The organism is Citrobacter sp. wls718 (genome assembly GCF_005280945.1).
In the GTDB taxonomy this organism is placed as follows: domain Bacteria; phylum Pseudomonadota; class Gammaproteobacteria; order Enterobacterales; family Enterobacteriaceae; genus Citrobacter; species Citrobacter gillenii.
In genome coordinates this window covers 138,924-147,891 of sequence record NZ_SZWV01000076.1, presented here as the reverse complement: position 1 = coordinate 147,891, position 8,968 = coordinate 138,924, and the positions used below count along the sequence as shown (strand labels likewise).

At 49.0% G+C, this 8,968-nt stretch carries 9 protein-coding genes; 5 read left to right on the top strand and 4 right to left on the bottom strand.

Annotated elements, in window-relative coordinates:
* The 4 genes from FDW95_RS15505 to ttcA all read left to right on the top strand — a co-directional run.
* The coding region (locus FDW95_RS15505; protein ID WP_170973005.1) for a porin at positions 1 to 100 on the top strand (100 nt) is incomplete at its 5' end.
* Between the two features lie 148 nt (positions 101 to 248).
* Complete coding sequence (locus FDW95_RS15500) at positions 249 to 461, top strand: KTSC domain-containing protein (protein ID WP_096756920.1); 213 nt, start codon at positions 249 to 251, stop codon at positions 459 to 461.
* Positions 462 to 542: 81 nt separating this feature from the next.
* Positions 543 to 977 carry a universal stress protein UspF gene (gene uspF, locus FDW95_RS15495; protein ID WP_115258358.1) on the top strand — a complete coding sequence of 145 codons (435 nt, stop codon included), beginning with the start codon at positions 543 to 545 and terminating at the stop codon, positions 975 to 977.
* A gap of 198 nt (positions 978 to 1,175) precedes the next feature.
* Positions 1,176 to 2,111 (top strand): tRNA 2-thiocytidine(32) synthetase TtcA, encoded by a 936-nt coding sequence (gene ttcA, locus FDW95_RS15490; protein WP_115258357.1) that lies wholly within the window; start codon positions 1,176 to 1,178, stop codon positions 2,109 to 2,111.
* 104 nt (positions 2,112 to 2,215) lie between these two features.
* Here ttcA and dbpA read toward each other — a convergent pair whose 3' ends face one another.
* The 4 genes from dbpA to FDW95_RS15470 all read right to left on the bottom strand — a co-directional run bounded on the left by dbpA (position 2,216) and on the right by FDW95_RS15470 (position 6,373).
* Positions 2,216 to 3,589: an ATP-dependent RNA helicase DbpA gene (dbpA, locus tag FDW95_RS15485; RefSeq protein WP_115258356.1), complete on the bottom strand. Its 1,374-nt coding sequence runs from the start codon at positions 3,587 to 3,589 to the stop codon at positions 2,216 to 2,218.
* 28 nt (positions 3,590 to 3,617) lie between these two features.
* The gene (locus FDW95_RS15480; RefSeq protein WP_115258355.1) at positions 3,618 to 3,800 is read right to left on the bottom strand and encodes a hypothetical protein; all 183 of its coding nucleotides are present in this window, start codon (positions 3,798 to 3,800) and stop codon (positions 3,618 to 3,620) included.
* Between the two features lie 274 nt (positions 3,801 to 4,074).
* Positions 4,075 to 5,058: a zinc transporter ZntB gene (zntB, locus tag FDW95_RS15475; RefSeq protein WP_096756915.1), complete on the bottom strand. Its 984-nt coding sequence runs from the start codon at positions 5,056 to 5,058 to the stop codon at positions 4,075 to 4,077.
* Positions 5,059 to 5,206: 148 nt separating this feature from the next.
* Positions 5,207 to 6,373, bottom strand: a complete 1,167-nt coding sequence (locus tag FDW95_RS15470) for a methyl-accepting chemotaxis protein (protein ID WP_115258354.1) — start codon at positions 6,371 to 6,373, stop codon at positions 5,207 to 5,209.
* 417 nt (positions 6,374 to 6,790) lie between these two features.
* Here FDW95_RS15470 and FDW95_RS15465 point away from each other — a divergent pair, with 417 nt between their 5' ends.
* Positions 6,791 to 8,947 (top strand): EAL domain-containing protein, encoded by a 2,157-nt coding sequence (locus tag FDW95_RS15465; RefSeq protein ID WP_115258353.1) that lies wholly within the window; start codon positions 6,791 to 6,793, stop codon positions 8,945 to 8,947.
* Positions 8,948 to 8,968: the final 21 nt, after the last annotated feature.

The following is an 8,968-nucleotide window of genomic DNA, read 5'->3' as shown; positions in this document are numbered from 1 at the left end:
TTACAAAATCAACCTGCTGGATGAAGACGACAGCTTCTACGCTAGCAAAGGTATTTCTACCGATGATATCGTAGCACTGGGTATGGTTTACCAGTTCTAATCTGTCAGCCCGCTGGAAACAGCGGGCTACTCCCCCCCCTGCGCCGTAATTGCGTTTTATCTAGATCAAAACATTATATCTGTTGCGTTAAAACACATCCCTGATAGATGATATATTGCCTTCACACTCGCCGCAGAGGATGCCTGCAATGAATCATCACCCCGTTAAATCATCCCGTATTGCATCCGTCGGTTATGACGAATCATCCCGCACGTTAGAAATTCGTTTTCACCATACGGAAATCCTGCAATATCACTCGGTCCCGGCGCGTATCTTTCGAGATTTCCTGACAGTGGTCTCAAAAGGCCGGTTTTACGATGGCGTAATAAAAGGCAAGTTCCCTGAACTCAAAATAAAGTGATGCCAAAATGTGATCTCTGTCATTGTACATAAAGTGCCATTACGCGGTAAGCTTTAGGAGGATACTTAAACAGGAGGTTTTATGAACAGAACGATTCTTGTACCCATCGATATTTCAGACTCAGAATTAACTCAACGTGTTATTGCCCATGTAGAAGCCGAGGCAAGAATTGACGATGCACAGGTCCATTTTCTGACCGTTATTCCGTCATTGCCCTATTATGCTTCGCTTGGACTGGCCTACTCGGCTGAGTTGCCGGCCATGGACGATCTTAAGGCCGAAGCGAAATCTCAACTGGAAGAGATGATCAAGAAGTTCAATATCCCGGCAGACAGAATTCACGTTCATGTCGTTGAAGGTTCGCCAAAAGATAAAATTCTGGAGCTTGCCAGGAAATTACCCGCAGATATGGTCATTATTGCCTCGCACCGACCTGACATCACCACTTATCTGCTTGGCTCCAACGCCGCAGCTGTAGTGCGGCATGCGGAGTGTTCGGTTCTGGTCGTCCGCTAAGCTTTCTGGCCCGCACATCGCTGCGGGCTTTTCATTTCTACCTCTTTTACCCCGCGATTCCTGACCTAAATGTGCTGACATTTTTCCCGCTTATCCGTACCATACACGCCACAGTTTTTATATCAGACTTCTTTTGCCGGACAATCCGGCGTGATGCATTCTCTTCTGATGCCACACTATGAATTGAGCCTCTATTAAATGTCGCAAAATCAAGATATTAGCAAGAAAGATCAGTATAACCTGAACAAATTACAAAAGCGTCTGCGTCGTAACGTGGGCGAAGCGATTGCCGACTTCAACATGATTGAAGATGGCGATCGCATTATGGTGTGCCTTTCCGGTGGGAAAGACAGCTACACCATGCTGGAGATCCTGCGCAATTTGCAGAAAAGCGCGCCGATCAGTTTTTCTCTGGTTGCGGTTAACCTGGATCAGAAACAGCCCGGTTTCCCGGAACACATTCTGCCGGAATATCTGGAACAACTGGGCGTCGAGTACAAAATTGTCGAAGAGAATACCTACGGGATCGTCAAAGACAAAATTCCGGAAGGGAAAACAACCTGCTCACTGTGCTCTCGCCTGCGCCGCGGCATTCTGTACCGCACGGCAACCGAACTCGGTGCCACGAAAATTGCGCTGGGACACCACCGCGACGATATCCTGCAAACGCTGTTTTTAAACATGTTTTACGGCGGGAAAATGAAAGGTATGCCACCGAAGCTGATGAGCGACGACGGAAAGCATATCGTCATTCGTCCGCTGGCCTATTGCCGTGAAAAAGACATTGAGCGTTTTGCAGAAGCCAAAGGCTACCCGATTATTCCGTGTAACCTGTGCGGTTCACAACCGAACCTGCAGCGTCAGGTGATTGCTGACATGCTGCGTGACTGGGATAAACGCTACCCGGGCCGTATTGAAACCATGTTCAGCGCAATGCAGAACGTGGTGCCTTCGCATCTTAGCGATATCAATCTGTTCGACTTTAAAGGTATTAAGCACGGCTCAGCGGTCGTTGACGGCGGTGACTTAGCGTTCGATCGCGAAGAGATCCCGCTGCAACCTGCTGGCTGGCAGCCGGAAGAAGATGAAAATCAGCTGGATGAGTTACGCCTGAACGTGGTTGAAGTGAAGTAATTTATCATGCCGGATGGCGACGTAAACGTTTTATCCGGCCTACGACGTGCATAAACGCCTGTAGGCCGGATAAGTAGAGCGCCATCAGGCACTCCAACGGACATTTATTTCAACAGACGAACCCGACAGGTTTTGCCTTTAATCTTACCGTTTTGTAACTGCTTCCACGCTTTATGCGCCACGGACTGACGAACGGCCACGTAGACATGCATCGGATTCACGGCAATCTTGCCAATGTCGGCCCCATCCAGCCCCATATCACCGGTCAATGCCCCCAGAACATCACCCGGACGCATTTTTGCCTTTTTGCCGCCATCAATGCACAGCGTCGCCATCTCGGCCTCAAGCGGCACAATTGAACCGTTGCCAGGTGCAGGTAGCCAGTTCAGCTTAAGTTGCAGCATTTCAGAAAGAATATTGGCACGCTGGGCTTCTTCTGGCGCACAGAAGCTGATGGCCAGGCCGCTGTTACCCGCACGCGCAGTACGTCCAATACGGTGTACATGCACCTCCGGATCCCATGCCAGTTCGTAGTTCACCACCAGCTCAAGCGATTTAATATCGAGGCCACGTGCTGCAACATCGGTTGCCACCAGCACGCGCGCGCTACCGTTAGCGAAACGAATCAGCGTCTGATCGCGATCGCGCTGCTCCAGGTCGCCATGTAGTGACAGCGCACTTTGTCCTTCGGCATTCAACGCGTCGCACACGGCCTGGCAATCTTTTTTGGTGTTACAGAAGACAACGCACGATGCCGGCTGATGCTGACTGAGCAACTTTTGCAGCAACGATATTTTGCCGTGTGTGGAGGTTTCAAAAAACTGTTGTTCAATCGCCGGTAGCGCATCTACCGTATCGATTTCAATCGTTAACGGATTTTGCTGCACCCGGCCACTGATTGCGGCAATCGCTTCCGGCCAGGTCGCCGAAAACAGCAGCGTTTGGCGTGACGCAGGCGCAAAGCGGATCACCTCATCAATGGCATCGCTAAAGCCCATATCCAGCATGCGATCGGCTTCATCCATTACCAGTGTATTCAGGGCTTCCAGCGACACGGTACCTTTTTGCAGGTGGTCGAGCAATCTGCCCGGCGTGGCGACAATAATATGTGGCGCATGTTGCAAAGAATCACGCTGTGCGCCAAAAGGTTGCCCACCGCACAACGTTAATATCTTGGTATTCGGCAGGAAACGCGCTAATCGACGCAGTTCGCCCGCGACCTGGTCAGCCAGTTCACGTGTGGGGCATAAGACCAGCGACTGCGTCTGAAACAGCGCGGCATCAATGTGCTGTAACAGTCCAAGACCAAACGCGGCCGTTTTGCCACTGCCGGTTTTTGCCTGCACGCGAACATCTTTTCCTGCCAAGATCGCCGGTAGCGCAGCGGCCTGAACAGGCGTCATTTCAAGATAACCCAGCTCGTTAAGATTCTCGAGTTGAGCGGCAGGTAAAACATTCAGGGTAGAAAAAGCGGTCACAATTTAATCTCGCGGTAAGAACTTACAATTAGCAGGCGCGTATCCTCGCAGATCTGCGCCCGTGATGCGACAATTTAATCGGTTCTTCATCCGGCGGTGGATCGGGCATCGGCTGCGGACGAGGTATCGGGTCAGGAATAGGTACCGGATCGGTCGGTACAGAGTCGGTGTTGAGTATGGGCAACGGTAGCAATAGCGTGAGACGGGTCATATTCCCTCCAGTCATTCAGGTTGACTCTTTTAGGGTAGACGCTCATTTCCTGCAGGCAAAAAAAAGCCGACTAATCTAAGTCGGCGTCGTACGAATCAATTGTGCTATGCAGTAATTCAAAAAAGGAAGTAAGACAATATGGAGCGCAACGCCCATCGCTTGACGTTGCATTCACCTGCGAGAGAGATATTGCCCCGAATAGGTAGAGAGTTTATTGACCTCGCTCAAAATATTAAACGTTTTCACCCATCAGAGGCGGTAAAAAACGTTGTTGTTACAACCATTTACTACGATGCAACCATAAAGTAACACCACCAATCAGGAGCACTAACAGAATACAAAACAATGAGAAACCAAACTGCCAGCCGCCACCGGGAATTCCCCCAAGGTTAACGCCAAACAATCCGGTTAAGAATGTGCTGGGTAGAAAGACCATCGCCATCAACGACATGGTATAGGTTCTGCGAGCCAACGATTCCTGCATCACCTGCGCAATTTCATCCGCCATGATACCGGTCCGGGCAATACAGGCGTCAATCTCATCCAACCCTCTTCCCAGCCTGTCGGCGATATCCTGCATCCGGCGCCGCTGATCGTCGGTCATCCACGGCAGTCTTTCGCTCGCCAGACGTGCATAGGCATCTCGCTGTGGAGCCATATAGCGCCGCATGACGATCAGTTGCTTACGCAACAGTGCCAGAAAGCCGCGCGGTGGGATTTGTTGATCGAGTAAATTGTCTTCCAGATCGATAATTTTGTCGTGCAGCTGTTCAATAAACTCACTGGCATGATCGGTTAACGCGTCACAGACATCCACCAACCAACTGCCACAGTCATTCGGCCCCGTTCCTTCTTGCAAATCGCTGATCACATCATCTAACGCCAGCACTTTACGCTGACGCGTCGAGACAATCAGCCGCTCATCCATATATAAACGCATTGCCACCAGTTGGTCCGGACGCTCATCCGTGCTGCCATTAATACACCGCAGGGTGATCAGCGTGCCTTCCCCTATCCGGCTGACTCGTGGGCGCGTACTTTCACCGGCCAGCGCATCGCGCACAATATTAGGAAGCAGAGGCGTCGTCGCCAACCACTTCGCGCTATCAGAATGGGTATAATTAAGATGCAACCAGCAGGGATGCTGAGCATCGATCACATCGTTATCTTCCAGCGGTTTTACTCCGCCCTGGCCATCCAGTAGCCAGGCAAACACGGCATCCGGCACATTAACGTCCGCTCCCTTAATGGCTTCCACAGCGCCTCCACAGTCATTCAGTCTTTTTCGTTAGTCTAGCCTGCAGATTATGTTAAGCAATATCTCATTATCCCATTGTGCTGAAATGATTCAGAAAAGTTAAATAAAAATGAAAACGCCGACGACGTCGGCGCGGGTGACGACAGGATTAGAATGAATGACCGTATTTATCCCGTCGGCTGAACCCCGAAGGTGTTACGGTGCCGTGAGGTTGTGGGAAAAATTCTTTTTCCGGAGTGTTACTTAAATGAAATTTATGTGTTCGTGACTGCAGGTCGTTTACCTGATTTTTCAGAATGGCAGATGAATCCGATAACTCATCGACCATGATGGCATTACTTTGAGTCACGTTTTCCAACTCTGCCAGGGCCTGGGTAATCTTAACGATACCCTTCTCCTGTTCCCGCGTGGTGGTTAATATCTCCCCCATCAATTGGTCCAATTGCCCGGCGCCGCCCACGATATCCTGCATATTTTTTTCGGCTTCGCGGACAATAGCCGCCCCTTCGCGCACGTTATAATGAGTTTCATCAATCAGCCGTTTAATACTCTTTGCTGCTTCAGCACTACGATGGGCCAGCGTCCTCACTTCTCCCGCTACCACGGAAAACCCCTTGCCGTGCTCACCTGCTCGTGCTGATTCCACAGCTGCGTTTAATGCCAGAATATTCGTCTGAAAAGCAATGCCATCGATCAGGGCGATGATTTCCGTCATCTGCTGCGCGCATTCGGTGATAGAGCGCATATTGGTCGCAACCTGTACCATTAATTCGCCCCCCTGACGGGCAGAGTGTGTAGCGATATTCGCTTGGGCACTGGCCAACTGCGTATTCTCAGCATTATTACGTGTACTGATGGCTATCTCATCCATATTGGCAGAGGTTTGCGTTAACGCCCCTGATTGCTGCTCCGTTTTAACCGACAGCGCTGCACTGCGGTCCGCAAGTTGTTCAGAGAGCATCATCGCCGTGCGTGAAGAAGTGCGGATTTCGCTGACTAACGCAGAAATATTACTCGATAAGCTATTGATACCCGGAATAAGTCGCCCGGCGCAATTATTTCCGAACTCAGGAATACTGATCGCCAAATTCCCTGACGTGACCTCTTCAATGCTTTTTTTGACGGTATTGATTGGTTCAACGAGATATTTTGTCATGTACAACCACAGACATAATATCGAGATCAGACTCACTACGTCAGTATAAATAATAGTATCATTCTCTGTGGATAATAATAACTCCATCACATTGAGAATAAAAAGTGTTAATGTCACAAATGAAATAATAAATGTCCTGACGCTTATATTCTTCAACATTTCAGCTCTGCTCACCAAGAAATAATATAAATACGGGTAGTAATTTTTATAGCAGTTGCGATACAGATTACCATTCGCTTACGCAGAAACCTTAATTTTCAATTGGACCCTACCCCACTTTCACTTAAGGCGTATTATTACAGTTTAAATTTTCATTAATGCCGCATTTTTCTCTGCCAAAGCGGGTCACCGCACCAACGTTCAGATTATTGTGATGAGGAGCACGCCACGAACACAAAATGCGCAAAAACATAAATATGGTGAATGTTTACATAAGCGAAAATAGAATATTTCCTATTTTTAGAGGTTCAAGCTAATACTCATGATGAAATATTAAGACTATTCCTGGTTTTATCGGGTTAACTTGACAAAACCTGCTAGATTTAACATCACGACTTTTTATCTATAGGTAGTACGATGTTGCACGTGTCGTGGGACCCTGTACTGATTGGGATTTCCTTTGTAGTCGCTTTTATTGCCTCTTTTATTGCTCTCGACAGTGCGGGAAAAGTGGCAATCTCCAGTCGACGAGAATCGACCTTCTGGCGGTTATCCGGTGGTGCGACGCTGGGTCTGGGGATCTGGTCAATGCATTTTATTGGTATGCTGGCCATGAAAATGAGCATGTCGATAAATTATCATTTCGTACTCACCGCGTGCTCTTTTCTCATTGCTCTTGTAAGTGCAACGTTTGCCATCAATATCGCCATATCGGGTCAGACGCTTTCAACAAAACGCCTGGTTGTCGCCACGAGTCTATTAAGCACTGGCGTAGTGGCAATGCACTACGTTGGCATGGCGACCATTATTGAACATGTGGCAATTATCTGGGATCGCAGGCTTATTCTGCTCTCTGTGGTCATTGCCGTCGTGGCGTCGGGCGTGGGTTTATGGCTGGCGTTTCATTTACGCCAAAATACCCGGCGCGCGTTGATCAACCGCCTTATTGCCGCGCTCATTATGGCGCTGGCTATTGCGTCTATGCATTACACCGGGATGAGTGCTGCAACTTTCACTCACGTCACGCACACCGCGCACGAGGGGATCTCCACGCTGGAACTCTCCATTTGGGTCAGCGCCATAACGATGGTGATCCTGGGGATAATGCTGGTGATTTCGATGATGGACGCCCAACTACGGACATCACGACTGGCAGATAATTTGCATCAATTAAACTGTCAGCTCGAACATCAGGTCCACTTTGACCCGCTGACTGGGCTTGCCAACCGCACCCAGATCGATGCCTGCCTACAGGCCTGCCTGCAGTATTCCAGGCTGCATCAACACCCTTTTGCGCTGGTCTTTATTGATCTCGATCGGTTCAAAGTGGTCAACGACACCTGGGGTCATCACATGGGCGATCAACTGCTGATCGCCAGTACTCAACGCATCTATACCTGTCTTGATGACACTATGACCCTCGCAAGGTTGGGTGGGGATGAATTCATGCTGCTGGTTCCGAATAGCGGCAGAGAGGCTATCTCCAACCTGCTGGCCCGTATTGCCAATGTTATCAAAGAGCCGTTTACGCTATGTGGACATTCTCTTCGGGTGTCGTTAAGCGCAGGAAGCAGTATTTATCCTGAACATGGCGCAACGTTGCATGAGTTAAAAGTGAAGGCTGACATGGCGATGTACCATGTTAAACAGGCTGGCAGAAACGGTTGGGCAATATACACGCCAGATATGGAGGCAATCGCAGATACGCCACCGACGTTTTTACAGGAACTGTCGCAGGCGATTGAGCGTAATCAATTCGAGCTATGGTATCAGCCTAAATATACCGCAGGCGATCATACGCTGACCGGATTTGAAGCACTCCTTCGCTGGCACCACCCCGAGCGCGGCATGCTGCTGCCTGCTGAATTTCTTCCCGCGCTTGAGGAGACAGGTCTGATCATTCCAGTCGGTGACTGGGTTATTCATCAGGCCTGTTTTCAGTTACACCAATGGGCGTCGCAAGGTCATAGCCAGTGGACGCTCGCCGTAAATCTTTCATCCGCCCAGTTTGAACAGCATGATATCGTCGATATTGTCTGCAATGCTCTCGCGCAATATCAGCTATCACCGACACAATTAACGCTGGAACTGACTGAAAGTACAGCCCTTAAAAATTTAAAGCATAGCGTCGACGTTTTAAATGCATTTTCTGCACTCGGCATCACCATTTCTATTGATGATTTTGGCACCGGTTATTCAAATATCCTGATGTTAAAGTCACTCCCGGCGCGGGAATTAAAAATTGACAGAATATTTGTCAAAGATATTAGTGAGAACAGCAAAAATACAAAAATCGTGTCTACTATTATTGACATAGCCCACTCGATGAATATGTGCGTAGTGGCTGAGGGTATAGAGACACATGAGCAGGAAATACTCCTCACCCAAATGGGATGCAGAGTTTTACAAGGTTTTCTGTTTGCTAAGCCCCTGCCCGCACATCAGATCCATGAATTGATGCACACAGAAAGCAGCGTAAAACCGATACTGGCCGCACAGGCATTGTCTCACCAGGAATCAATATCGTGTGAGACTGAAAAAGAAATATTAGTTGCCAGTCGGTCGGCAACATAGCCAATGAAGATAACGGGATTA

Excerpts from the sequence above, each read along its gene's own strand:
- FDW95_RS15500 (WP_096756920.1), top strand. The coding sequence starts at position 249 with ATGAATCATCACCCCGTTAAATCATCCCGTATTGCATCCGTCGGTTAT.
- uspF (WP_115258358.1), top strand. The coding sequence starts at position 543 with ATGAACAGAACGATTCTTGTACCCATCGATATTTCAGACTCAGAATTA.
- ttcA (WP_115258357.1), top strand. The coding sequence starts at position 1,176 with ATGTCGCAAAATCAAGATATTAGCAAGAAAGATCAGTATAACCTGAAC.
- FDW95_RS15480 (WP_115258355.1), bottom strand. The coding sequence starts at position 3,800 with ATGACCCGTCTCACGCTATTGCTACCGTTGCCCATACTCAACACCGAC.
- FDW95_RS15470 (WP_115258354.1), bottom strand. The coding sequence starts at position 6,373 with ATGTTGAAGAATATAAGCGTCAGGACATTTATTATTTCATTTGTGACA.
- FDW95_RS15465 (WP_115258353.1), top strand. The coding sequence starts at position 6,791 with ATGTTGCACGTGTCGTGGGACCCTGTACTGATTGGGATTTCCTTTGTA.